19 protein-coding genes are annotated in these 23539 nt (G+C 35.5%); 7 read left to right on the forward strand and 12 right to left on the reverse strand.

The features are described from left to right. Nucleotides 1-41 precede the first annotated feature (41 nt). Nucleotides 42-551, forward strand: a complete 510-nt coding sequence (locus tag CRO54_RS17900) for a gamma carbonic anhydrase family protein (RefSeq protein WP_097133447.1) — start codon at nucleotides 42-44, stop codon at nucleotides 549-551. Here the strand turns inward: CRO54_RS17900 and CRO54_RS17905 are convergent, their stop codons facing one another. The 5 genes from CRO54_RS17905 to CRO54_RS17925 all read right to left on the reverse strand — a co-directional run bounded on the left by CRO54_RS17905 (nucleotide 552) and on the right by CRO54_RS17925 (nucleotide 8199). Further along, on the reverse strand, nucleotides 552-2207 hold the full coding sequence (locus CRO54_RS17905; RefSeq protein WP_240775157.1) for an Ig-like domain-containing domain: 1656 nt from the start codon (nucleotides 2205-2207) through the stop codon (nucleotides 552-554). A gap of 205 nt (nucleotides 2208-2412) precedes the next feature. Beyond that, nucleotides 2413-4275 carry a tRNA uridine-5-carboxymethylaminomethyl(34) synthesis enzyme MnmG gene (gene mnmG, locus CRO54_RS17910; protein ID WP_097133449.1) on the reverse strand — a complete coding sequence of 621 codons (1863 nt, stop codon included), beginning with the start codon at nucleotides 4273-4275 and terminating at the stop codon, nucleotides 2413-2415. A gap of 83 nt (nucleotides 4276-4358) precedes the next feature. After that, nucleotides 4359-6221 (reverse strand): ABC-F family ATP-binding cassette domain-containing protein, encoded by a 1863-nt coding sequence (locus tag CRO54_RS17915; RefSeq protein WP_097133450.1) that lies wholly within the window; start codon nucleotides 6219-6221, stop codon nucleotides 4359-4361. 203 nt (nucleotides 6222-6424) lie between these two features. After that, nucleotides 6425-7111 carry an MCP four helix bundle domain-containing protein gene (locus CRO54_RS17920; protein ID WP_097133451.1) on the reverse strand — a complete coding sequence of 229 codons (687 nt, stop codon included), beginning with the start codon at nucleotides 7109-7111 and terminating at the stop codon, nucleotides 6425-6427. A gap of 455 nt (nucleotides 7112-7566) precedes the next feature. Beyond that, nucleotides 7567-8199, reverse strand: coding sequence for a GIN domain-containing protein (locus tag CRO54_RS17925; protein WP_097133452.1), 633 nt, complete (start codon nucleotides 8197-8199; stop codon nucleotides 7567-7569). 407 nt (nucleotides 8200-8606) lie between these two features. Between CRO54_RS17925 and CRO54_RS17930 the strand changes: the two genes are divergently transcribed. Together CRO54_RS17930 and CRO54_RS17935 are read left to right on the forward strand one after the other, a co-directional pair. After that, a complete protein-coding gene (locus CRO54_RS17930) occupies nucleotides 8607-10124 on the forward strand; it encodes a DUF2271 domain-containing protein (RefSeq protein ID WP_097133453.1) in 1518 nt (505 codons plus the stop codon). Nucleotides 10125-10130: 6 nt separating this feature from the next. Then, nucleotides 10131-10751: a PepSY-associated TM helix domain-containing protein gene (locus tag CRO54_RS17935; RefSeq protein WP_205944019.1), complete on the forward strand. Its 621-nt coding sequence runs from the start codon at nucleotides 10131-10133 to the stop codon at nucleotides 10749-10751. Nucleotides 10752-10814: 63 nt separating this feature from the next. Here CRO54_RS17935 and CRO54_RS17940 read toward each other — a convergent pair whose 3' ends face one another. From CRO54_RS17940 to CRO54_RS17950, 3 genes are all read right to left on the reverse strand, one after another. Further along, complete coding sequence (locus CRO54_RS17940) at nucleotides 10815-11273, reverse strand: SRPBCC family protein (RefSeq protein WP_097133454.1); 459 nt, start codon at nucleotides 11271-11273, stop codon at nucleotides 10815-10817. 94 nt (nucleotides 11274-11367) lie between these two features. Further along, a complete protein-coding gene (gene ybeY, locus CRO54_RS17945; protein ID WP_097133455.1) occupies nucleotides 11368-11790 on the reverse strand; it encodes an rRNA maturation RNase YbeY in 423 nt (140 codons plus the stop codon). A 146-nt stretch (nucleotides 11791-11936) separates the two neighbouring features. Continuing rightward, nucleotides 11937-15251 (reverse strand): DUF4175 family protein, encoded by a 3315-nt coding sequence (locus CRO54_RS17950; RefSeq protein WP_097133456.1) that lies wholly within the window; start codon nucleotides 15249-15251, stop codon nucleotides 11937-11939. A gap of 316 nt (nucleotides 15252-15567) precedes the next feature. On the opposite strand from CRO54_RS17950, the gene CRO54_RS17955 reads away from it, so the two are divergent. Continuing rightward, nucleotides 15568-16353: a glycerophosphodiester phosphodiesterase gene (locus CRO54_RS17955; RefSeq protein ID WP_097133457.1), complete on the forward strand. Its 786-nt coding sequence runs from the start codon at nucleotides 15568-15570 to the stop codon at nucleotides 16351-16353. Nucleotides 16354-16426: 73 nt separating this feature from the next. Here the strand turns inward: CRO54_RS17955 and CRO54_RS17960 are convergent, their stop codons facing one another. The 4 genes from CRO54_RS17960 to CRO54_RS17975 form a co-directional block, all read right to left on the reverse strand. Beyond that, nucleotides 16427-16618, reverse strand: coding sequence for a cold-shock protein (locus tag CRO54_RS17960; protein WP_097133796.1), 192 nt, complete (start codon nucleotides 16616-16618; stop codon nucleotides 16427-16429). An 86-nt stretch (nucleotides 16619-16704) separates the two neighbouring features. Next, entirely contained in the window at nucleotides 16705-17658 is a 954-nt protein-coding gene (locus CRO54_RS17965; protein WP_097133458.1) for a hypothetical protein, read from the reverse strand. 27 nt (nucleotides 17659-17685) lie between these two features. Beyond that, the gene (locus tag CRO54_RS17970; protein ID WP_097133459.1) at nucleotides 17686-18552 is read right to left on the reverse strand and encodes a phosphodiester glycosidase family protein; all 867 of its coding nucleotides are present in this window, start codon (nucleotides 18550-18552) and stop codon (nucleotides 17686-17688) included. A gap of 7 nt (nucleotides 18553-18559) precedes the next feature. Further along, on the reverse strand, nucleotides 18560-19801 hold the full coding sequence (locus CRO54_RS17975) for an aspartyl protease family protein (RefSeq protein WP_097133460.1): 1242 nt from the start codon (nucleotides 19799-19801) through the stop codon (nucleotides 18560-18562). 148 nt (nucleotides 19802-19949) lie between these two features. Here CRO54_RS17975 and CRO54_RS17980 point away from each other — a divergent pair, with 148 nt between their 5' ends. The 3 genes from CRO54_RS17980 (at nucleotide 19950) to CRO54_RS17990 (ending at nucleotide 23504) form a co-directional block, all read left to right on the forward strand. Further along, nucleotides 19950-21227 (forward strand): D-alanyl-D-alanine carboxypeptidase/D-alanyl-D-alanine-endopeptidase, encoded by a 1278-nt coding sequence (locus tag CRO54_RS17980; RefSeq protein ID WP_276329157.1) that lies wholly within the window; start codon nucleotides 19950-19952, stop codon nucleotides 21225-21227. A gap of 193 nt (nucleotides 21228-21420) precedes the next feature. Further along, nucleotides 21421-22452, forward strand: a complete 1032-nt coding sequence (locus CRO54_RS17985; RefSeq protein WP_097133462.1) for a glycosyl hydrolase family 18 protein — start codon at nucleotides 21421-21423, stop codon at nucleotides 22450-22452. Further along, nucleotides 22452-23504, forward strand: a complete 1053-nt coding sequence (locus tag CRO54_RS17990; RefSeq protein ID WP_097133463.1) for an aminotransferase class I/II-fold pyridoxal phosphate-dependent enzyme — start codon at nucleotides 22452-22454, stop codon at nucleotides 23502-23504. The genes CRO54_RS17985 and CRO54_RS17990 overlap by 1 nt, the downstream gene beginning before the upstream one ends. Nucleotides 23505-23539 lie beyond the last annotated feature (35 nt).

Below are 23539 nucleotides of genomic sequence, written 5' to 3' on the forward strand. Positions count from 1 at the left end.
AACAGTTTCAGTCTAATATCTAATACTATATACTTAATTCAATGCCAGTAATTTTACCAGTAAAGGGAGTGAATCCGCAATTTGGAAGTGATTGTTTTTTAGCACCTAATGCTACCATAGTGGGTGATGTTAAAGTAGGAAAAAACTGTTCAATTTGGTTTAATGCCGTGGTGAGGGGAGATGTGAATAGTATCACCATTGGTAACGAAAGTAATATACAAGATGGTGCAGTAATACATGCTACCTATTTAAAAGCAGCTACTATTATTGGAAATAGAGTTAATGTTGGACATAATGCTATTGTGCATGGTTGTACCGTAAAAAATAATGTTTTAATAGGTATGGGAGCCATTGTAATGGATAATGTGCTTGTAGATGAGTACTGTATTATTGCTGCAGGCTCGGTGGTACTAGAAAATACGATCTGCGAGAGTGGTTACATCTACGCAGGCACTCCGGCAAAAAAAATAAAGCCCATTACTGATGAGCAAAGGGCTTTATTAAACAAATTACCTGATAATTATATCATGTATGCTGATTGGTTTAAGTAACTAATTTCTAATTGGCGAACCTCCAAATCCTGTTGGCTGGTTATTATTTGAAGGAGCTGGCCTAGGTGTATTACTAGTTGCCGGCTTTTCTTTTGGCTTAGGTATGGGTAAAGGCGCCACTAATGGAATGGTGATAGTTTCATTTCTATCCCAATTTGCTCTGATAGACAGCTCTTTAGTATAGTTCCAAATCTTTTCCGGCTGGATTCCCAATTTTAGATTACCAGTGTCCCAAATACCATTTTTATTTTCATCGTAAACAATTCTTCCAAAGTAAATTCCCTGCTTATAGTTACTTAATTTTACTAAAGATTTATTGGCTATCGGATAGCTAGCGATAATATGATTATCCTTATTTACAATTTCTAGGATATATCGTTTAGCTGTATCTGGAGTTTCTACAGTTAGTATCAATGATCCATATTCATTAGCATCAGCTAGGGTAAAAGTCTTTTTTAACTCTTTATTTTTAGCATCAAAAATAGCATTTATGGCATTTTCTCTAATTAATAATATGTATTCTTCCTTGGCTCGCCACTTATATTTTACATGATATTTTAACTGATTAATACTATCTTTTACCAAAGTAAACTTTCTAGGTATACTATCTTCAAGTAATAAAATCTTACTCTCATCAATATTTTTTATAGGAAAATTGAAAGTAATGCTCAAGTCTTTAAAAGGATTTAGCGTACCTCCTTCTAAGTTATCAACTATATTAATTACCCTGGTATAAGTGTCTCTTTTCGACCTGCTGAACTTTACTGTATCCAATATTTTTCCATCATCTTTAACTGCTATTTTAACCGAATCAAAAGATAAATCTCCTAACCATAAATTTGCAGAATCTTTGGTTTTATTGAATTGAAAGATCTTTCCTTGATCTACAGAAGGAGGGAAGAGTACTGTTAAATCTGGCGTATTTAGCTTTTTATTAAAACTTAATGAAATACTTCCGTCAGCATTTAGTTTTCTATCGGTAACTTTAAAATCTGAAGCTATTTCTTTAAATACATTTAATCTTACGCTATCGATGTTTTTTTCTAAAAGAAATGGTTCCTTAACAAATCCAATTTCGTCACTAATTTGTTGATAGATCCTATCGCCACCTTTTTCTTTTAAAGCATAGATTCTGTAAGTATCCTTTTTAAGATTATTCAATTTGAAGTTTCCACTACTATCTGTTAGCGTAAATATTGGAGCACGTTTTTTTCCAAACAAACTATCTCTAGATAAAGGAAGAATAAATACAGTACTTTCTAGTTCAGCTTCTCCAGTTAATGCATTGGTCACAGTTCCGCTGATACTTAAAGAATCTAAGGTAGGACCTGTAGAAAAAGCATAGCTGAAATTCTTAAGTTCGTTACCTTCATTTAAGTCTACAATAGATTTACCAAAATTTAAAGTATACGTGGTATTTTTTTCCAAAGTATCTGGTAAACTGATTTCCAATCTTTTTTGTTTGATCTTCAATTCGGGAATAGTTTCCAATTCTGGAGAAATGGAAAATTCTTTAAACTGGTTATTCAATTTTACATATTCGTCAAATTCTATGATGATTTTTTGTGCCTTGAAATTTCTAGTCAAATTTTCAGGAGTCATCTTTAAAATTTTCGGTGGGGTAGTATCTCTTGGTCCACCTTCTGGATTTTTCATTGCGGCGCAGCCATAAATGAAACATGCTACTAGAATTATGTAGAAAAAATTAATCGAAAAATGGTGTTTTTTGTTTTTCAGCATTTTTAATCGTTTTAATCGATTTTTACCTTTTTTGGAACTGTAATATTAAAATTTTGAGTTATGCTTTTATAACGCTTTATTTTAACTAGTTATTTTTTATTAATAAATTATTGATTTTCAGTTATTTAGCTATGTGAACCATTAAAACAGAGATATCTGAAGGAGAAACGCCAGAAATTCTAGAAGCTTGCCCTAAAGTTCGTGGTTTTATCTTCAATAATTTTTCTCGAGCTTCTTTTGATAAAGATACTAATGTATTATAATCGAAATCTGGATTGATAGCTTTGTCTTCCATCTTCTGCATTTTATTTACAATCTCTTGTTCTTTTTCAAAATAGGCTTCGTACTTAATCTTGATTTCCGCCTGTTCTACAGTTTCTATTTCGAAGGTATTAAGTAAATTATTAAAAGGTTCACTGACTTTTCTGATGTCGCTAATGTTTACTTGAGGTCTAGTTAATACACTGAATAATTTTACATTTTGAGTTAAAGGCGATGTACCCAGCTCTTCCATTAGTACATTAGCTTCTGACATTTCTATTCCTTGCTTTTTAGTGAAAGCTACAATATCATCAGAATCTTTTACCTTTTGTTTTACGATTGCTAGACGTTCATCATTAACCAAACCTAAATCATGAGCAATAGGAGTGAGGCGAATATCAGCATTATCTTGTCTTAGTAATAAACGATGCTCTGCTCTAGACGTAAACATTCTATAGGGTTCTTCTGTACCTTTTGTTACCAAGTCATCTATCAAAACACCTATATATGATTCTGAACGCTTCATAATAAGTTCATGTTTGTCATAAACCTTCTGGTGTGCATTGATTCCTGCTATAAAACCTTGACTAGCAGCTTCTTCATAACCAGTTGTGCCATTAATTTGTCCTGCAAAAAATAAATTGCTTATTAATTTAGTCTCTAAGGTTAATGAGAGCTGTGTAGGCGGAAAGTAGTCATATTCTATAGCATAACCTGGTCTAAACATCTTCGCATTTTCAAAACCAGGTATTTGAGTTAACGCTTTATATTGTACATCTTCTGGCAAAGAGGTAGAAAATCCATTAACATAAATCTCACAAGTATGCCAGCCTTCTGGTTCCACAAAAATTTGATGACGTTCACGTTCTGCAAATCTGTTGATTTTGTCTTCAATTGATGGACAGTAACGAGGACCTAAACCTTTGATTCTACCAGTAAACATCGGAGATTTTTCGAAGCCTTCTTTCAAAGTTTCATGTACTTTATCGTTGGTATAGGTAATCCAGCAGCAACGTTGATCTGTTGGAAGTGCTACATTAGTGTACGAAAATCTACCTCTTTCTTCATCTCCCCATTGCTCTTCCATTAAGCTATAATTTAACGAACGACCGTCAATTCTAGGAGGGGTACCCGTTTTCATTCTTCCAGCTTCGAAGCCTAATTCTACCAATTGTTCTGTTAAACCAGTAGCAGATTTTTCTCCGGTTCTGCCGCCACCCATTTTTTTCTCACCGATATGAATGATTCCATTTAGGAAAGTACCGTTGGTAAGTACTACGGATTTGCCTTTAATCTCTACACCTAAATTAGTTTTTACACCAACAACAGTGTTGTTTTTTATCAAAAGTGAACTCACCATTTCTTGCCAAAAGTCTACATTTGGTAAACTTTCTAGGGTTAGTCTCCATTCTTCTGCAAATCTTTTTCTATCATTTTGGGTACGTGGACTCCACATTGCTGGACCTTTAGATTTGTTCAGCATCCTGAATTGGATAGTTGTTTTATCTGCGATGATACCAGAGTAACCACCCATAGCATCAATTTCTCTAACTATTTGTCCTTTGGCTACGCCACCCATAGCTGGGTTACAACTCATTTGGGCAATAGTCTCCATGTTCATGGTAATTAATAGCACCGATGAACCTAAATTTGCAGCAGCAGCAGCAGCTTCACAACCGGCATGACCTGCTCCAACTACAATTACGTCGTATTCTTTAAACATATTTCTAATTATGTTTCACGTGAAACATTGTTTTGTTTATATTTTTCTTTCGTGTTTCACGTGAAACATGAAAAGAATTTATATTATTTTTCAGACAATTCCATCCAACGCATCATATCTGTTTCAATAGTTTTATTGATTTTTTCTATTGTTTCTGATATTTCTTGAATTTTGATATAGTCTGAAGGATTAGTATTATTTAAATCTTGCGATAAATTTTTAACCTTCGCTTCGTTTTCTGCTAAAGCTTCTTCCAAGTTTTTAAACTCTTGTTGTTCTTTGAAAGTTAATTTACTAACGCTTGAAGTATTTGTATATTTTTGTTCGTCTGCTTTTTGCTTTTTAACAGCAGCTTCTTTTTCTTGTTCTAAGCTGTTACGATGTTCTGAATAGTTTCCGTTGAATATTTTTACACTACCATTGCCTTCCATGATAAATAGCTGGTCGCTCATTTTGTCTAACAAGTATCTATCGTGAGAAACCAATATTAGTATACCTGGAAAGTTTTCTAAGAATTCTTCTAATACATTTAGCGTATCAATATCTAAATCGTTTGTAGGTTCATCTAGAATTAAAAAGTTTGGATTTTGCATCAGAACTTTCATTAGATGTAAACGCTTCTTTTCTCCACCACTTAATTTTTCTACAAAGCCATGCTGTTTCTTTGGTGGAAATAAAAATAGTGTAAGTAGGGCAGAAGCTGAAATGGTTTGTCCATCCGCCATTTTAATATATTCTGCATCTGCTTTGACGATATCAATTACTCGTTCTTTTCCGCTGAAACTTAATCCGCCTTGTTTGTAATAGCCATATTGAGTAGTATCTCCAATGTCTACCTTACCATTGTCTGGATTTAAATTTCCAGTAATAATATTTAATAGTGTTGATTTTCCAGTGCCATTTTTACCAGCTAAGCCAATTCTATCACCTTTTTTGAAAACATAACTGAAGTCTTCGATAATTGTTTTATCATTAAAACTTTGGTTAATGTTTTCTAGTTCCAGAATTTTATTTCCTTGACGGGCCATTTTAACATTAAGCGTAACTTTTTGATGGTCTACTCGCTGTTTAGTTTTTTCCTCTAAATCATAAAATGAGTCGATTCTAGATTGAGATTTAGTAGTACGGGCAGCCGGCATTCTACGCATCCATTCCAATTCTTTCTTTAAAAGATTTTTATTTTTCTGAAATGTAGCATCATCTTGAGCTTCTCTTTCTGATTTCTTTTCTAGAAAATAAGCATAGTTACCATTGTAAGTGAAAGTCTTCCCTCTCTCTAATTCTACAATGGTATTGCAAACATTGTCTAGAAAATATCTATCGTGGGTTACTAATAATAAAGTTTTAGCGCCTGAAGTAAGAATTTTTTCTAACCATTCAATCGTATCGATATCCAAATGGTTGGTTGGCTCATCTAATACATAAATTTCAGGGTCTTCAATTAGAAGTTTAGCTAAAGCAAGCCTTTTGCGCTGACCACCAGATAAAGTATCTATTTTTTGTTGCAGTTGGTTAATGCCCATTCTGCTCAAAATAGTTTTTATTTGATGTTCATATTCCCATGCATTGTGCTCGCTTAATTCTTCATATAATCTGTTGAGCTTCTTTTCATCAGGATGTTCTTCCTCAATTAATTCTTCATATTCTTTTATCAACTGTTGTTGCTTGTTTTCTGAAGAGAAAATAAAGTCGCTGATAGATGAATTATCTGGGAAAGATGGTTCTTGATCCAGGAATCCAATCTCGGTAGATTTATTTTTTACAATCTTTCCTTCTAGCGGAGCGAAGCGCTCTGCAAGTAATTTCATTAGCGTGCTTTTACCAGCGCCATTAACGCCAACCAGCGCAACACGCTGTCCAGCATTAATTCCTAATGTTAAATTTTTAAATAGCCATTCGTCGTGGTAGGCGTGGCCGAGCCCTTCTGCTGCAATTAATGTACTCAAGATGCTTTGAAACGATTTATATAAACTAAACCATTCCGATTATCGGAATAGCTTCATCACCCTTTAAACAATTATTTATATGGTGAAAATTCGCAGCAAAAGTACGGAATAATAACTGCTTAATGCTTTGTAGCTAACAGATTAGTTGTTAAACCAAAAAATATTACGAAAGTGTGTTACGGATGTAGCGAAGTTTAATCTAATTAATTCAAATTGAAATTGTCGTTTCTGATGTTCATTACGTTAGATGCGGCAAGAATTGACACGATTAAAGCTCCAATAATGATGGCAATAAGTAGTTGTAAAGTGGAATATAGATTGGTGCCTCTTACAATTTTTTGAGATTCTTCCTTTAATTGTTCCCCAACTACGGTTTGGACTTTTGTAAGTTGAGAAAGAGTATTAGAAATATCTAAAAAAGATTGTTCGGCATTGCTGTCGTATAACTTTCTAAGCGCTGTTTTTTCTAAGGTATTTGCATTTAATAAGATGTTTTTTTCCAGAACTTTATTTTCTAATAACTTAACTTTTAATTCAGTTAAATGATTTTTTTCATTCTTTACTAAAAATGTCTTTTCGTACTTAGCTAATAACGTATCAATATGTTTGTCGTACGTTTTAAGTTTGTTGTTTAATTGCTGAGCAGAAAGTTTATTTTGATCGCTATAAACGAATGTTTCTAGAAGGAAGCGCTTTGCGTAAAGCTTCTCGGAAATGTAGAAAATATCAGTTGCCGGAACGAGCCTGTCGTTATACAAAGAAGAAAATGCCTTTTCCATGTTTTTAATACTTCTGTCTTCGAGTAAACGAATCAAAATGGTACAAGCCATAATTAAGAACAGCAAAACCGCAATCTTGGTCTTTTGCTTAAGGGAGTAAGCGAATTTCATCTATCTGTTTTATTAATATTTTGTTTATTTTCTCATTTTGTATTAATGAGCTCGTAAACTCGGTTTTATTTTTCAAAGTTGATAAGCACTCTCCCGATATTTTCGGGATCGGTTTCATATTTGGTTGTTATAAATTCACAAGATAACTAAATTTTTGTAAAGGGTAGGGTTTATGTTGAACTTGCTCAATTGATTTTTGGTAGCTCAAATTAGGCTGCGCAAGAAAACTTAAATACGAGAACTGGTTTACATTATTTAAACCCGATTAAAGCGAGCACAAAATGAAGCGCTATCAGCGCAAATGGAGTAAAGCGGAAAGCGGGACTATCGGGACCCTTATTGTAGTGATATTGCTTTTCTAAAATATATTTTTCGAAATCAATAGAAATAAAAAAAGCGGGCATCCACCCGCTTGTTAACTAAAACTAAACTAAATTTATATGTGAATATGAATTTTAAAAAATGGTTAAAACATCGTTAGTAGGTAGCTCGTTGCTTGCAACTTGCTTTTGGGCTACTGCAGTGTTTTTAGATTGGATACTACTATTTTCGGCAGTAAATTTATCCATATTGATAGCTGCCAAATTGTTAATTGATGCGTTATATTCACCAGTATTACCGCTTAAAGTTAAACTAGATTTTCCGTTTACGTTTGCGAATAAATCAACAGTGTTTGTGTTTAAAATTGCTTTAGATTGGTCTTTCAAATTAATGGTTAAACTAAGTGCGCTAAATTTTCCGCTAGTTTTTACTATTGCACTGTCGCTAACTGTAATTTCGTTTAATTGATTGGCGTAAACCACAACCGTTAAGGTTTCTTTATTGAACGAGCTAATTCTTAACTCGCCATTTTTCTCTTGTACTAAAGCATTTTTTGCATAGTAGTTATCGTAAACTTGTACACTTTGATTTTGGCTTTGAACCAAGATTACTTCAACGTTACCAGCAACGTTTAATTTGTTGAACTTTTTAACTTCGCCTACTACAGTTACTTTTTTTGTTGCTGAAGCGTTTACAAAAGCTGGAGCACTTGTACTGATAGCTACTGTTAAGATGGCTGCGAATAGATTTTTAATAGAAGTTTTCATATCGTTATTTATTTAAATATTTTTCTGTTTTTTAATTGGTTACATCTATAAGACTGTATCATTTGGAAAACGTTGCAGCAGATGTTGAAGGTTTATACCAGCGAGAGTTTTGCTTCGACCAACGCTTGTAATTTTTCGACGAACGGTCGCGTATTTTTGAGTGGAATGTCAACAAATTAAGTTTGATGAATTTAGGTAGCTTAATTTCGCATGTATCATTAAATATTAATTGAAACATTAAGGAGTTAAGGTTAATTAAGGATTTTACTTCGCTTTTTTAATTCATTATTGATTAAAGTTTTTGGCTGGAGAACTTCTCGAGATGAAATAAAAATTGCTTAGCCGCATTGAATTTGGCTCCAAGAGGCTAACTTTGCTCTTATCTGGAATAAAACTTAATAAATACAATGAAGATATTAGCTACCGTGCTTACTGCATTTATATTGGTGGGCAGTCATCCCGATAGGGTAGAAAGGCCAGCAAAGGCACATTTATATGTTTCTAACTACGAAAATATTTTAGGAACATCGCTAGAATTTAAAATGATGAGCACATCTGAAGCTGAAGTGAATAAGGCGGAGCAGGCGGCATTGAAGGAAATCAAAAGGCTTTCGAATATTTTTAGTGCTTATGATGTTAACAGCGAATTCAGCCAATGGATGAAGCAGGATTTGAATAAGCCAATAAGGGTTTCGAAGGAACTTTTTGAAATGTTGAGCTTGTTCGATGCTTGGAAGCAAAAAACAAATGGAGCTTTAGATGCTTCGGCTGTTGTGGCTTCGCAGCTATGGCGTGATGCAGCTGCTAAAAATGAGTTGCCTACTAAATTGGCGTTGAAAAATGCAGTTGCTACAATCCAAAAGAAGCATTATTTGCTAAATAGTGCAGACTTAACAGTTACCAGATTAGATCATGTGCCTTTGGTAATGAATTCTTTTGCGAAAAGTTACATCATTAACAAAGCTACTGAAGCTGCTTTTGCTGCTGCGCAGGTAAACAATGTGGTGGTAAATATTGGAGGAGATTTAGTTACAAAAGGAAATGAGAGGGATTTGGTTTATGTGACGAATCCTATAGAAAATGCAGATAATGATGCTCCGTTAGCGAAATTACGTGTAAGAAATAAAGCGGTTGCTACTAGCGGAAATTACCGCAGGGGTGTACAAGTGGGAAAAAATTGGTACTCGCACATTGTTGACCCAAGATCCGCAATGCCTGTAGATGGAATCATCAGTGCTACTGTAATTGCAGACAATGCAGTTGATGCTGGTGCCTTGGCTACGGCTTTCAACGTATTGACTTTAGCAGAAAGCAAAGCGCTGGCAGAGAAAGTAGCAGGAGTGGAGTATATTATCGTAACTAAAAGCGGAAAAATAGTAAACAGCAGCGGCTGGAATAAGTATGTTATAGCAGAAGAAAAACCAGTTGAGAAAACTGAAATCGCGGTAAACTCCGCTTTTGAAAAAGTTTGGGACCCGAAATTTGAGTTGGCTGTCAGCTTTCAATTTAATGCAATAGAAGACAATAGCCACCGTCCGTTTGCGGCTATTTGGGTAGAAAACGACAAACGAGAATCGGTTAGAAATTTAGCTTTATGGTACAATAAACCAAAGTGGATTCCAGATTTGAGGAATTGGTACCGTATTAATGGAGAGCGCTTCAATGCAGATAAAAATAATTATGCCTCGGTAACTGGTGCTACCAGAAATCCTGGAAAGTACACCGTAAAGTGGGATGGTAAAGACGACAGCGGAAAATATGTACCACAAGGCAAGTATACCATCATCATAGAAACAGCAAAAGAGCACGGTACAGACGAAATTTTGCGCCAGCCGTTGCAATTGTTGAAAGCTCCGGTAAAAGTGACTCACAACGGAAATTTGGAGATTTCTAACGTAAGTTTTGAGTTTGCAAAGAAGAAATAGATAACATTGGCAACGAAAACTAAAAAATCCGGCGGAGCAAGGAAAGAAGTAGCTAAACTTTCTAGGTGGCTACACATTTACCTTTCGATGGTGAGCTTTGCTATTGTCTTGTTCTTTTCCTTTACAGGATTGACCTTAAATCATCCCAATTGGTTGGGCGGCGATAAGCAGATTGAAGAAAAATACAAAGGAAAGTTAAATGTAATTTGGGTAAATCAACCTGATACAAACAAAATTGCGAAGCTAGAAATTGTAGAATTTTTAAGGGAGAAATACAAAGTAAAAGGTGCAGTTAGCGAGTTTAGAATTGAGGATTATGATGTAACGGTTACGTTTAAAGGTCCGGCATATTCTTGCGATGCTTTTATTGACCGAGAAAGCGGAACCTACGAAATTACAGAAATCAAAATGGGTGTAATTGCGCTTTGGAACGATTTACACAAAGGTCGCGATTCGGGAAAAGGGTGGAGTTGGTTAATCGACGTTTCTGCTGTATTTCTAATCTTGGTTTCCTTAACGGGATTAATTTTACTGCTGTTTATCAAGAAGAAGCGAATAGCAGGATTCGTAACTGCAGTTTTAGGGTTGATGATTAGCTACTTGATTTATTTGATTTTTGTGCCTTAAAATTTTAAGCTTTTTGTGAGACTTAAGAAGTTTTCGAAACTTCATAAGTCTTGATCATAACAACTAAATCATTTTCTGAAGCTCAATTTCGAGACGGTCAAAGTTCTCTTCATTTTTATCTACCACATAAGGCTTCAGTTTGTTACACTCTTCTGCTGTGTTAAAAAGCATTTTGAAAACGAGCTTTGTTTCATCTTCTGATAATTCTTCAAAAGTGGCTAATACTTGAAAAAGTGGTTTGGAAAATCTTTTCCAAGCTATAAGCGAAGGTTCTTCAATTTTAAGGAACTCGCATTCGTTAGCATAATTTCCTTTGTCTGGTCCATGCATTACAAAACTCCATTTTCCACCAACCCTAAAATCGAACTCGTTAAAAGTATTTGTAAACCCGTTTGGTCCCCACCAATTTTTAAGGTGATTAGCATCTGACCAAGCTCGGAAAACAATTGTTCTCTTGAAATTAAAAACTCTCGAACTTACAATTTCGCTTTCGGGTGTTGTGGTGATGATTTCTGTAGCCATTTTGCATTCGTTTAATGTTTGGTTATCACTAAAATAAAGATTTTGTTATAAGAAAGGATAGGAAGGTAGTCTTAGGCTTAAGTTTTCAACTACATTAACTTCTTGATGCCAAATAGAAATCTTCCTTGGCGGTCATTTCCGTTTTTGCTTTTTTGCTTTTGTCTTTATAGCCCAATAAATGCAGGGTACCATGAATCATGATGCGGCATAGTTCATTATGTGTAGTTGCGTTATTTTGCTTAGCGTTATCCTTCACTCTATCAATGCTGATAAAAATATCTCCCAGAATCGTTTTAAGCTCCTCAGAGTTGTCAAAAGTGATTACATCGGTATAATAGTCATGTTGAAGGAAATCTTGGTTTACACGCAATAAATATTCGTCGGAGCAAAAAATAAAGTTCAGCTCTGCTAATTGATAGCCTTCTGAGACAATAGTTTCTTGTAACCATTTTTTAATGGCTGTTTTTCCTTTTAATGTATAGCTGATGTCTTCTGTGAAGAAATTGATTTTTGGCATGACGATATTTGAAAAAGCAAAGTTAAAAAAGAATTAACCACGAAGGCACAAAGATCACTAAGACTCTTATGATTGACAATTTCATGATTATAAAAAAAGGTGCTTGGCGTACTTGGTTTCTTTGTGGTTAAATTTACACGATTAGACTACTTTTTCGTCGAATTTAACAGCCTAAAATACTCTGCTACTTTATTCTTGTAGTAGTAATTCAAGTTTGGTGGCAATTTTTGAATCAGCTCACTTTCACTCTGCATGCTCTTATTAAATTTCTCTAGCATTTGTTTGTAAGAAGGAGGAAACTGTTTTGCCGCATTGCTTTCACGTTTTTCGTCTTGTTCCTGTTCTCGTTGTGCCTTTTCTGCATCCAACAATTTCACCATTAAGTTTTTCTGACGGTTAATCGTTTCCTGATTGATTCGCTTATTTACCAAGTCCAATTCAGATTGTTTCATTTCTTGCACAGCCTGATTCAAATTACCTAGTGAGCCTTTGCCATCTTTATTGTCTTCCTTGTTTATTTTCTCCAAAGCTTCTCTAATCATTTGCTGCTGCTGCGCCATTTTAGCAAATTCCTGACTCATTTGTCCTTTTGGAACTGTGCCCATATTGCCCTCACGTTCCATTTTCTCTTTGGCTTGTTGCATGTTTTTGTTCAGCTGCTCTTGCATTTGTTGTAATTGCTGCATGCTTTGTTTTTGCTTGCCTTTGCCGCCTTTGGCATTTTTCATGGCATTTTGCAACTGCTCTAAAGCCTCGTTCAACATCAGCGCCAAGTTATTTAACGAAGTCATGGCAAACTGCTGCGAACGGTTGGCTTCGCCAGTTCTTCTATCGCCCAAAAAATCTATCGCTTTTCCAATATTGAAGTTGATTTTCTCTACTTCTGTATTTACAGTACTTTCAATTTGGGGAACGCGTTTGCTCAATGAAAACAAGCTATCGGCAATAGTTCTCATGTTGTCACGAATCATGTTCTGCTTTTGCGCCTGCGAAACATAGGCAGGGTCGGTCGGTCCCATTTTACGAAGCGACATCATTACTTTTTCCTGTTCAAAAGAAGTGCTCAATAAGTTTTCTAACAACTTGCGAAGTTCTTGCGCATTTACTTTATTTTCTTCTTCAGAACCAGCTTGTTGTTGCTCTTGCATTTGCTGCGCTAATTGCTGCATCTGCTCGCTGGCTTGCTGTTGTTTTTCTGAAGCTTTCTGTTTGTTATTTTGGTTCAGCTGCTCCTTACTTTCCTGCTGGTTTTTTTCTATTTGATTGGTTTCCTTTTCGGGATTTTTATAATCGTTTGGTCTCTCTAATGCCTGATTTTTTTTGTCCAAATCCTGCAGCTCTTTCTTCAAATCCTTGAAATCTTTGTTAAGCTGGTCTTGCTTCTCTTTCAAATCTTGCTGTGACGAATTTTTGTCCTTACTTTGATTTGATAAGTCTTTCTGCTCTTTGGCCATTTCATTTAGCCGGTCGATTTTATTTTGCAGATTTTGCTCAAATTCCAGCTGCTTGTAGAGTTCCAAAATACGGTCTAGCTCATTCTTTACAGATTTGTTGTCCATTTGCATTTTCGAGAGCTCTTCTCTGGTTTGGTCTTTCCTGTTTTGGTCCATCAACTGCTGTAACTTTTGTAAAAGTTCCTTCGTTTTTTCATCCAAAACATTGTTGAAGAGGTCGTCTATTTTCTTCTGCTTTTCTTTTAGCTCTTCTGTTAATTGTCCATTTTCCTGCTTATCGAAATTATTTTTTTCGTTCAGCTCCTTGATATCCTTAACCGCTTGGTCTAACTGTTTTTGTTTATCTAATAATTGCTCAATCTGCTTTTTATCTTCAAAGTTGAGCTGTTTTTTATCCAGTAAGCTTTCGCTCAGTTTTTTGCTGTCTTTTTCAATGCTATTGGCCAACTTAATGGTTTGTTCCATTTTCTGTTTCAACGATTGACTGCCTTCCGCCAATTTTTCCGCAATCTGCTGCTGTGTTGGCGCTTGGTAGGTTTTTATTTCTGAGCGAGTAACTTTGGCTCCGTTTACACCATCATTATCTGCCACCTCAAAAAAGTAATCAATGGTTTGGCCAGATTTGGTAGCAACCTCGTTCAAATTCCAGAGGTAGAAAAAATTATTTTCCGTTTGTTGGTTCTTAATCGCAATGGCTTTTGTTCCTTGTGCAACAACCTTGTTTTTCTCTTTAATTTGATACCTAAACTTTAGGGATGAAAACCCATAATCATCGTTAACTACACCCGTAAAATACAAAGCTTTACTACTTAAGCTATCTGGAGTTTCTGTTACAGCAATGCTAGGAAATTGATCCTTAATTACGGTTAATTGATGACTTAACGAATCGCGTAAGCTAACAAACTGATTTTTTGGAACGATTTGGTAGTTGCCATTTTGCTTGATTACCGCACTAAAATTGGCGCTATTGTCAACCACATTAATTTGATGAACTTTCTGTTGTAAAATGAAACTGATTTGTTCAGCGTTTTCCGTCTTTAATTTCCAGTTTACTTTTGTTCCTTCGGGGATAAGCAAATCGCCAACATTTGGTGCTTCTTCAGCTTTTCTGTTCAAATATGCTGGATAAACCAACTTTGCACTTAAATTTAATAAAGAAGGTCGAGGTTTTACGCTGATGATATGGCTTGCAGAATTAAAACCGCCGCCGCTAAAGCGGATAGATTTATCTTTTTGAACGTTCTTAAAGGTATAGCTAAAATGACTGATATCTTCCTTTTCCAGTTTGTAACTATTCACGCCATCTTCCAAGTAAATATCCTGCGGAAATTCATTACCAGTCAGTTTTACTTTGAGGGTCAAATCATCGCCCTGCGTAATATTCAAATGCTTGTTTTGAACTACAAATTCGAAAGGCGCTTTGGGCAAAACTTCTTCATTATAGCGAATGAAACTGCTGGTGCCTTCCTTCAAAATAGCAGGAGCAATAATTCCAATAGCTAAAATGATGAAAAGTGGCAGCGCAATGTATTTGATGTGCTTTTTATTATCGCCCAAATTAATTGCAGTAGCAAACGGAATAGGTTGTAGTTCGTTTATTTTTTGGTCGATTCCGGCTAAAATTAGCGCACTGTTTTGAGGTGAATGATCAGCCAGTTCCTTTAGCTGTAAAGTATTCAATAACCTATCCTTAACATTAAAGAAATGGTTTCCTATTAAATTTGCAGCCTCTTCTAAGCTTAAATTTTTACTTAGTTTGAAATAAGAAAGCGCTGGTTTTACAATCCAGAAGAGGATGGCAATTAAGGAAACGGCGAGATACGAGTAGAAGAGTAATGTTTTTGTGGATATACTTGGATAGCTGTAGAAAATCCAAACGAAGAGAACAAGATAAAGGCTTAAAATTAGGGCAGCGGCATACATGCTACCTCGTAAAAGTTTGTTGAGGTAAAACTTTCGGGTAAACTCATTGATTTTTTGTAGCAGTAAGTTGTAGTTATTGCCCATTTATCTTGATGTTTTAAAGTAGCTTTTACCACATAGATACGTAGAATAATATTGTCTATGTACTTATAAGTAAAATAATTTAGCAAAAGCTATTGGCCTAAGTGGTTTTAAAGTTTATACAGTATCAAACGACAATAAAGGTAAAAAATGTGCGTCTAAAATGAAAGTCGGGATTTTTGTGTTAAATGCTTTCGGTTTGTTGCATAAAACAACAATAAAGTATAAATTAGAAGTAAAATATAACCAATAAAAACAAAAAATAACAGAACAGGTGTATATTGCATCAGGTTTAACCAATAACAAAAAACAACACACAATGAACAAAAGATTTTTTGTAGCTATTTTAGCTATGATGATTACTGGAACCGCATTAGCGCAAAAACAATTTAAATCTTGGAACAAAAACGTGGTGATCGCTCACCGAGGGGCTTTTAAAACTCAAAACTTGCCAGAAAATTCTATTGCATCTTTAAAAGAGGCCATTAAAATTGGTTGTTTTGGGAGCGAGTTCGACGTGCAGTTTACAAAAGACAATATCGTTGTAGTTAACCACAATGGCGATTTTTTAGGGAAAGATATTGCTACAAGTACTTACCAAGAGTTAGTAGATTACAAGAAATTAAGTAATGGCGAAAGTATCCCTACGTTGGTAGAGTACCTTAAAGCCGGCATCAAGCAGAAGAAAACAAAGTTGATTTTGGAGATTAAACCTCAGAAAACGCAAGAAAGGGAAGAGGCGCTAACGAAATCAGTAATTGCCACAGTTAACGAGTTGAAAGCTACGCCTTGGATTGAATACATTACCTTCAGTCATTTTATTGGTAAATACCTGATTGCTAATGTGCCAAATGCAAAGGTTTCTTATTTAAATGGAGAATTGGAACCGGCAAAATTGAAAGAAGAAGGTTTCTATGGCTTAGATTATCATCAAAACGTTTTCAAGAAAAATCCAGATTGGATTAAGCAAGCTAAAGATTTAGGTTTAATCATTAATGTTTGGACAGTTAACGCTGCCGCGGATATGGACAGGTTGTTAGAGCAAAAGGTAGATTACATTACTACCAATGAACCAGAATTGCTTTTCACGAAGATTAAGAAATAAATTGAAAATCGAACCTCAATAAAAAAAGCCCCGAGAATGTTCTCGGGGCTTTTTTGGTGAAATATGATAATAATTAGATTACTTTCACATTAACGGCGTTTAAGCCTTTTCTACCGTTTTCAACTTCGTATTGAACTTTGTCGTTTTCACGAATCTCGTCGATAAGGCCTGTTGAATGTACGAAGATTTCAGCGTCACCATTTGCTGGTACGATAAATCCAAAACCTTTTGTTACATTGAAAAATTTTACTGTTCCTTCTTGCATTATATTATGTATTAAGTTTGCAAGGTACAGATTTAAATCTAAATACAAGAAAAACTGATTTTTTTTCAACAATTCCTGTAAAGCAATTACTTATTGCCAACCAAGCTAATTGTAATCTCGCTAGAATGTGGTATACCCAGTGTTGTTCCTGGTTTAATGTGAAGCAGATTTTTTAAATAGACATCTGCTATACCCTGAATTAGCTTCTTTCTATGTGGCATATCTTCAGGTAAAACGCCTTCAATTCTGTTCACATATAAATTTCCCTTTACATCAACAATTACCGAAAAACGGTAGCGAAATTCTTTGTAGGATTTGTTGATTTCTACGCGATATTCTGGGTACATGTAGGCGAAAGATTTTCTATGTGCGCCACTGTCGGCATAACCAATCAGTTTTAAGGATACATTTTTGCTGTTAGGCTTGAAATTTACAATCTCTGTTGCCGCAAAAGCAGAATCAGGATTTGCAGGATGTTTATAGGTTCTTTTGGATAAATTTTTGATGAATGCCGTATCAGCCGATGTAGGACGTTGTAGCTCTCCAACGGTGGTTTTAAGTACTTTTTCGATGTAATCTTTGGTGTAGTAAGTACAATTCACATCCGAAACTTCGCCTTTGGTAATTACACGGGCATCTACCTGTAAACGTTGTAGAATCAAGCTGTCTTTTGCAATTTTCTTAACCCTAAAAAATTCTCTGGCAAAATTATAAACCCTACCATGGTCAAATTGCAGGTAAAAAGCTTCCATGCCTTTTTTTTCGGGACTGTAAGCCAACATGGTATCGGGAGCTTTGTATTCCAAAATCCAAGTTGGTTGCAGCATAAAACCGTCTTTGTTAAAAGAAAGCCCATTGCTAAATCTACGTTTTACCTCATAAAACCTAACTCCGTTTACATCTCTAAAAGTTAGGCCTTCTTCATTTTCTGTAGATGAAGAACTGTTTTTTTTGTTGGATTCGCCCTCTGAACCGCCGCCACAGGCATAAAAAGTAACGGCAATTATCGACGATAGGAACAGTATACGTTTAAAACTCATTTGTTAGAATCTGAATAAAGGCGCAATTTAGGGTTTGCCTTTGATAAAAATAACGTTGGCAACCTTTCTTTCGCCTTCGTGGTCCCATTTTTTATTGTCAGAAGGATGATTTACTATTCCATTTTCGCCATAGCCGCTCACCCAAAGTGCAGTAGAACCGCCACCATCTAAGTTGATAGCACTTGTACAGCCCAACCATTTCATAATTTTGGTAAGCTCGAACAAACTCATCCCTGCCGAATTTTGCTGCCTGCCATCAACCGTTAGCAAAAGTACACTTCCATCGGGCTTAATACCTATCGCTGTACGTGGATGACGAAGTTTGTTAAACGGAACAGAATCCAATTTTTCGTCTTCGTTATTCAATCTTAACAAAGGTCCGCTAAGCATTATATTTTTGTCACTCAGGTTATTTTCCCAAGTGTCCGAGCCGTCCCATTTTTTAATGCCCAATTTATAATCATTAATTACAACTGCGGCTTTGTGATGTAAAGCCCTAATGTTGTTTTTTTCCTGTCTGTTTTGGTTGATGATAGTATCATTTACTTTGATAAAATCTACCGAGCCTCCATTTTTGATATCAAAGAAAGTTCCGTTGATGGCCACAGTTGCATTATATTTTTTAGCAAAATCCGATGTTGTAATCAACTCCTTTTTATCGTAACCAATGAAAAAAACTGGTGCTTTCTTATGGTTTCCCACTTCAACGAAGCTGATATATTGGTTTGCTTTAAATAGGCTACTATCGGTAAATTGATAAGTGTAGACCTTTGTTTTTTTAGCAACAGATTTTTTATCCGATTTGGCTTTTGTAAAAACTAAGGAATCTAAATCTTGGGCGTAAATATTAACAGAAACGAGCGTTAAAAGGAATATTCGTAAAAGAGTTTTCATGTGTGTTCTATATTCGTTTTTTCAGTTTTAGTAATTTAATAAGAGTTGATTTATTTCGCCAAACTTCTACCACAATACTATAACCATTTTTTGCTTTAAATGCGGCGCCAATATCGTCTAAAGTGTAGTCATCTATTTTTTTAAAGTTAATGGAAATGATTTCATCACCTACTTTTAAACCAACTAAATCTGCTGGCGATTGAGGCTCTATTTTATTGATAATTGTTCTTGACGGCGGTCCAGCTTCGGTATAAAGCTCAATTCCAGACATGTCATGCTCGAAATCACGATTAAATTTTTCGTTCTTTTTAATGTACATTAACCGGTTTTGATAATCGTATATGGTATTAAAACGACTCAAAATTTCTGCACCTAAGTTGGCATTTCGTCCTTTGTTCATTAACGAATCGATGTTGTATTCTGGGTAATTAGAAATCACATCATCCAACAAATAATTACCTATTTTCAGGTACGATATTCTCCCGATGTGACCATTTACCTGTCCTGTTAAGCCATTTCCTAGATTGGCGTTCATGGTAAATTGGGGCTTTGGAAAAGATTTGCCTTCCAAAGCTTCCAGTGATATGGCGTGGCTGGCTCCACAATCAACCAGTGCTTTGATGGTTTTAGTTCCCAAGCCTTCCTGTTCTATCGTTAACGATATGTAGGGCTTGTTTTCAATAAGCTCGAACGGAATTTTTTCTCCTTTTAATTTGATTTTCTTCGGATGACTTGCAAAACGTAAAGATTTATTGGTGTAATCTACCTTCACCAAAAAACTATTGAAAAAATTGTAGCCTATTAATCCGTAAATCTTTCTGCCCGCAAAGCCAGAGATGGGAAGTACATCATCCTTTAAAAAAACCGTTGGAATATTTTCGGCTTCTGCATCCCCGATTTTAACTGCTGTAGCACCAAGAAAGGCATCAACCCCCTCGAAATTGCCATAACCACTAATTTTGATTGCACGAGGAAAAGGTACCTTTAAGCTTTCTTTTAAAGTAGAATCGGTAACAATCATTGGATTTACTCCGGTATCTAAAATGAAATCGAAAGGACCTTTTTCATTAATATAAATGGGAATAATAATTAGGTTTTTAGTTAAGGAGAAGGGAATACTTTGCGCTTTTCTGCCATTATTGAATTTAAAATCTTGCGCTAAGGCTTTTTCAAAACTTGCTATTATTGAACTACAGGCAATAAAAATACACAGTATTTTCAAATGAATGTTTGATTTGCCGTTGTTCATGAATCTAAATTAATAAATTAGTGCACACCTAACATTGTTTCGAAATTAAAAGTTAAGCTTCAACGTACAGGCATTAATTTAAATAACCTTATTTCTGATGAATAATATCCGATTAAAAAATATTTTATTTAGTTCATTGCTGTCCACTATGGCTACATTTTATGCCTGTAAGCCTAATCAAATCATAGCCAAAAAGGTATCTAAAGAGTTTAAAAATTCTGAAATGCTGAAGAGATATCAAGTAGGATTTGCCTTATACGATATGGCTGGTAGTGAGATGATTTTTCAAAAAGATGCAGATAAATACTTTACGCCAGCTTCTAACACCAAACTTTTTACCTTTTATGCCGGCTTAAAGATTACACCAGATTCAATTCCTTCGTTGCGATACGTTGAAAAAGGAGATTCACTGATTTTTTGGGGAGCGGGAGATCCTTCTTTGTTGCATACAGTTTTGAAGGGCACCAAGGCCATCGACATCTTGAAGAATAGTGATAAGAAATTATTTTTTGCCAGCGGGCGATATACCGGTAACTTTTTTGGAAATGGCTGGAGTTGGGATGATTACAACGATTATTATCAGCCAGAAATTACGGAAATGCCATTGTACGATAATGTAGTTTTGGTAACCGCTAAGCAAGCAGGAGAGATGAATATTTCTCCTAAAATTTTTAATTCTTGCTTTAGTGTAGACAGTACAGATAAAGCATCGAAATTTAACGTACAGAGGGAGTTTTTAGTCAATAAATTCCATTATCCAACGGCTAAGACCACAGCTAATTACGAACAGCAGATTCCTTTCAAAACTTCAACAGGTGTTACACTTACTTTGTTGGCGGATACCTTGAAGAAAGAGGTGCATGTCGTAAATTATGTATTGCCTAAAGACGCAAAAACCGTTTACAGTTCTAAAAGTGACGATGTTTTCAGGCAGCTGATGTTGCCTTCGGATAATTTCGTAGCAGAACAGTTGCTGCTTACCTATGCAGATAAGTTAGGTCTTGAATTGAGTACTCCAAAAGTAATTGCCGCAATCCAAGAAAAGTATTTGACTGAGCTGCCCGACAAGCCCAAATGGGTAGATGGTTCTGGATTATCGAGAGGTAATTTGTTTACACCAAGGTCTTTAATTAAATTGCTAGACCTCATTTACAAAGAAGTGAATAACCAAGAAAGGTTGTTTAGCATGTTGCCTGCTGGAGGAAAAACAGGTACTTTAAGAAATGCTTATCCAAAAACTGATACGCCATTTGTATATGGAAAAACGGGAACTTTATCTGGTGTTCACAATCAAAGTGGCTACCTCATTACCAAAAAAGGAAAGTTCTTGCTTTACTCATTCATGAATAATAATTATGTACAGTCTACGTCAGAAATTAGAAAGGAAATGGTTCGGGTAATGACTTATATCCACGATACATTTTAATTACTGTTGAAATTGTTTTTGCAGTTTTTTGCAATTATTTAAATAGAATAGAGTGCTTGCTCGTCTAATACTATCTGTGGTTTTATTTGAATTTGCAGATTATTGCGTTTTTTAAAAATTATTCTTAATATTACTATTCTGAATTCGCTAACCCTCAAGAATAGAATACAATAACTTTAAGCCAAACTGAGAAATGAAAAAGCATTTACTTTACCTAGCTACGGTATTAATTTTTTTAGCGTCTTGTAGTAAAAAAGATGATCCAGCGCCAATGCCTGTTGATTCCTATGTTTCAGATAAAAGCTTTAAAGTCGTGGCTTATATGCCGGGGTACAGAGATCCAGCGTTAATACCAGATGCAAAGTATAAAATGATTACTCATTTATTTTTTGCCTTTTTAAATATAAACCCAACGGCAGATGGCTCTGTAGTTTCTTTAACAGCTACCGAACAATCGCGTTTTAATGTGTTGAAATCAAAAGCAGCACAGAATAATGTAAAATTTGGGATTTCTGTAATGGGTGCAGAAAGCATATTTGCAACAGTAGCGGGCAACTCTGCCACGAGGGCTAAATTTGTAGCAGATTTAGTGAGTTTTGTAAAAGCAAATGATTTGGCGGGTTTAGATATGGACTGGGAATACCCTAGAACAACAAGTACTACGGATGTTAATCCGAATGCAAATTATACCTTGCTGATGAAAGAATTGAGTGCAGAACTACATAAAGCAAATAAATTTTTGAGCGCAGCCATAACACCTGGGGTTTATGCCTCAAGCAATAGGCATGCTATTGCACCAGAGGTTTACCAATATGTAGACTTCTTTAACATTATGCAATATGATGGATCTGGATATGACACCTCGGAACCCTTAAATCATGCTTCTTATAAAATGACCGAAGCTAGCTTGAATTTTTGGTTAGGTACCAAGGGCATGCCAAAAGAGAAGGCTATTTTAGGTATGCCTATTTATGGTAAGAGCGCTACGGGGAGTAGCATTACCTATGCTGCTATTATAGCGGCATCTAAAGCAAATGCTGATGTAAATGTAGCAACGGTTAGTGGTGTGGCATACGGTTATAACGGTATGCCAACAATCAAGCAAAAAGCTCAGCTAGCAAAAGATAAGTGTAATGGCATCATGTTCTGGGAATTTGGACAGGATACAAATGATGAAACTTCACTGATAAAAGCCGCTAACGACCAGCTTGGAAGAACATATTGATGAGTGTTAAAATTGATTTCGACCAATTAGATGAGCATCTATCATCAAAGCTAACGGTTAATAACGAAAACTATCTTTACTTCGGGGGTACAGCCTATTTAGGCATCCCTCAAAATAAAGATTTTATAGACATTTACGTAGAAGGCATACAACGTTACGGCCTTAATAATGGCACAAGTAGAGGCAACAATATCCAATTGGCAATCTACGATGAAGCAGAGGCTTTCATAGCAGAACGATATGGAGCAGAGGCCGCCTTAATCACTTCTAGTGGTTATTTGGTGGCAAAGCTAACGGTGCAGGCTTACGCTAGTTTTGGTGCAATTCGATATGCGCCAAACACACATCCCGCATTATGGCTGGATGGAAATCCGTTTAATAATTTGGATTTTGAAGTTTGGTCTAAGCAGTTGGTTGAAGAAATTAATAGCTCAGAACAAGAAAATTGGGTATTGCTAAGTAACTCGTTAAACAATCTTCATCCAGAAATTTACGATTTTAGTTTCATTAAGGATATCAGCCCTGCTAAAAATGTGATGCTCATAATTGATGATTCTCATGGTATTGGTATCATTAATGGTGGTTTCAGTGCGCTTCAAAGTATTCCCAAAATATCAAATGTAGATGTGGTCATCGTGGCATCAATGGCGAAAGCTTTAGGTTTGGATGCAGGGGTTGTTTTTGGTTCCAACGCAGCTATTTCGAAACTGAAACAGAGTGATGAATTTTATGGTGCTTCGCCGCCCGCTGCAGCTGGATTGTACGCTTTTATGAAAGGACAAGAGCTTTACAAAGTAGCCTATCAAAAACTTCAAGCTAACGTAAAATTGTTTAGGCAATTATTGCCCTGTAATAGCGACTGGCTTTACTCAGATGCATTCCCTGTTTTTTTAAACAAGGAGAAAGCTATAGAGCAACGATTATTGCAAGAAAAAATCCTAATTTCGTCTTTCCCTTATCCCGATAGGAATGGAAGTATTTTAAACCGAATTGTGCTATCAAGTTGGCATGGAGAGGTTGATATTTTGAAGCTGATTACGGCATTGCAATGAGTAATCCTAAAACGGGGGTGAGATTAAATCTTAGA

The sequence above is a fragment of the Pedobacter xixiisoli genome, assembly GCF_900215335.1.
GTDB classification, from domain to species: Bacteria; Bacteroidota; Bacteroidia; order Sphingobacteriales; family Sphingobacteriaceae; genus Pedobacter; species Pedobacter xixiisoli.

Coding starts and splice junctions, on each gene's coding strand:
- CRO54_RS17900 (WP_097133447.1), top strand. CDS start 42: ATGCCAGTAATTTTACCAGTAAAGGGAGTGAATCCGCAATTTGGAAGT.
- CRO54_RS17905 (WP_240775157.1), bottom strand. CDS start 2,207: ATGAAAAATCCAGAAGGTGGACCAAGAGATACTACCCCACCGAAAATT.
- mnmG (WP_097133449.1), bottom strand. CDS start 4,275: ATGTTTAAAGAATACGACGTAATTGTAGTTGGAGCAGGTCATGCCGGT.
- CRO54_RS17920 (WP_097133451.1), bottom strand. CDS start 7,111: ATGAAATTCGCTTACTCCCTTAAGCAAAAGACCAAGATTGCGGTTTTG.
- CRO54_RS17925 (WP_097133452.1), bottom strand. CDS start 8,199: ATGAAAACTTCTATTAAAAATCTATTCGCAGCCATCTTAACAGTAGCT.
- CRO54_RS17930 (WP_097133453.1), top strand. CDS start 8,607: ATGAAGATATTAGCTACCGTGCTTACTGCATTTATATTGGTGGGCAGT.
- CRO54_RS17940 (WP_097133454.1), bottom strand. CDS start 11,273: ATGGCTACAGAAATCATCACCACAACACCCGAAAGCGAAATTGTAAGT.
- ybeY (WP_097133455.1), bottom strand. CDS start 11,790: ATGCCAAAAATCAATTTCTTCACAGAAGACATCAGCTATACATTAAAA.
- CRO54_RS17950 (WP_097133456.1), bottom strand. CDS start 15,251: ATGGGCAATAACTACAACTTACTGCTACAAAAAATCAATGAGTTTACC.
- CRO54_RS17955 (WP_097133457.1), top strand. CDS start 15,568: ATGAACAAAAGATTTTTTGTAGCTATTTTAGCTATGATGATTACTGGA.
- CRO54_RS17960 (WP_097133796.1), bottom strand. CDS start 16,618: ATGCAAGAAGGAACAGTAAAATTTTTCAATGTAACAAAAGGTTTTGGA.
- CRO54_RS17965 (WP_097133458.1), bottom strand. CDS start 17,658: ATGAGTTTTAAACGTATACTGTTCCTATCGTCGATAATTGCCGTTACT.
- CRO54_RS17970 (WP_097133459.1), bottom strand. CDS start 18,552: ATGAAAACTCTTTTACGAATATTCCTTTTAACGCTCGTTTCTGTTAAT.
- CRO54_RS17975 (WP_097133460.1), bottom strand. CDS start 19,801: ATGAACAACGGCAAATCAAACATTCATTTGAAAATACTGTGTATTTTT.
- CRO54_RS17980 (WP_276329157.1), top strand. CDS start 19,950: ATGGCTACATTTTATGCCTGTAAGCCTAATCAAATCATAGCCAAAAAG.
- CRO54_RS17985 (WP_097133462.1), top strand. CDS start 21,421: ATGAAAAAGCATTTACTTTACCTAGCTACGGTATTAATTTTTTTAGCG.
- CRO54_RS17990 (WP_097133463.1), top strand. CDS start 22,452: ATGAGTGTTAAAATTGATTTCGACCAATTAGATGAGCATCTATCATCA.